Source organism: Arsenophonus nasoniae DSM 15247 (assembly GCF_000429565.1).
Taxonomy (GTDB): domain Bacteria; phylum Pseudomonadota; class Gammaproteobacteria; order Enterobacterales; family Enterobacteriaceae; genus Arsenophonus; species Arsenophonus nasoniae.
Genome location: NZ_AUCC01000240.1, coordinates 1 through 1,405, shown reverse-complemented (window position 1 = coordinate 1,405; position 1,405 = coordinate 1). Strand labels below are relative to the sequence as shown.

The 1,405-nt window shown below is 31.8% G+C and carries 2 protein-coding genes; both read right to left on the bottom strand.

From position 1 onward, the window contains the following. Window positions 1-107: 107 nt before the first annotated feature. Entirely contained in the window at window positions 108-965 is an 858-nt protein-coding gene (gene trfA / locus G468_RS0117935) for a plasmid replication initiator TrfA (protein WP_051297203.1), read from the bottom strand. A 137-nt stretch (window positions 966-1,102) separates the two neighbouring features. After that, window positions 1,103-1,273, bottom strand: a complete 171-nt coding sequence (locus G468_RS24055) for a hypothetical protein (RefSeq protein WP_155847037.1) — start codon at window positions 1,271-1,273, stop codon at window positions 1,103-1,105. Window positions 1,274-1,405: the final 132 nt, after the last annotated feature.

Here is a 1,405-nt window from a genome sequence, read left to right as displayed (position 1 = left end):
TAAACACAATAAATCGATCCCCATCTCCTTTTTGCAATAAGGGATGGCTTTTGCTACTCACTTTAAAAGCGATTCAATTTCCTAACCATGAACACTGACATAGAGTGTTATTTTTTATTCACAATCACTTTATCTTTTTCATCAATTTTACAAGACCATCCTGTAACAGAAGATAATTCAGCAAGAGACTTTTTTATCATACGTCGAAACTCTTTAGTTTCTGAGTTACTTCCTGAAATGAGCTTCAATGTTTCTATTTTTATTGGAAACGGCTTAAAATGACTACTGTAAAACCCGTATAGCCATTGTGTTAGTTGTTTTCCTCTCAATGCTAATCTTAAAGCATGATTAATCGCTGTCCAACTAGAACTTTCAAAACAATCAATGATTTTATCATTTATTATCAAACAATTATCACCTTTTATTTTATCTTGATAATACTCGTGTAGTAGACTACCGCAATACATAAATCGTCCGTCAGATATTTCAATATCTGTAAATCGCATTCTTTTTAATGAAGTTTTAAGCCATTCATGCTGACTTTTTCCTGTCTTTCTATCAATTGATCTTAAAAAATCATTTGCTGCAAATCGTACTATTGTTCCAAGTTGACAACTTTGGCTACGTCTAATACATTCCAACCAAACATCAAGATCAGACTGATCTAATCGTTCTCCTGAATATTTTATTGAATATCCATTAACTGTTGCCTTCAAAACTCCTTTTTCTAAAATTCTCTTACCTTTTCCCACAACTCCAAATAATGCACTACGCAGTACAGTATTAGGAGTTGGGATAGTGGATTTTTTACTAATTGGTAGATAAACCACATTAGGCTCAAGTTTGTCTTTTTCGTCTAATTCATTGCTTGTTGTTATTTTATCTAGCCCACTATTTTTTAGTTTATTGCGTTCTAGCGATTTTTGTCGAAGAGATTTAACTCGTTCTATTAATGAATTATTCACAGACTAACCCCTCAATAGAAAAAATGAGAGGTTGCATAAAATTAGCTAACTGTTCTAAAATGGGAATCGTAGACATATAATTGTCTCCATCATTTAGTTATTCAGTCCCTTTTCTGTGGTAGGTGGAGGGACTGAGCTCAATTTAATAAATAATTTCTAACAGTATTTAATGATACAATAATATCTTTCCTGGCTAAGAATTCTACTATCTGACGATATGAATATCCTTTACTTCTCATAGAGAAAAGCTCTTCCCGATACTGATCTAATAATTTAGTTTTTTGCCCTAAAGGTTTTTCCACTTTCACCCTGTTCTTTTCCAAAAAATTCAATTATTTCATTTTATACTAAATTTTCATTTTTTTTAAAATCATTTTTTTAAATAAGATAAAACACGGCATATCACCCACCAAACTACGGCATATCACCCACCAAACTAC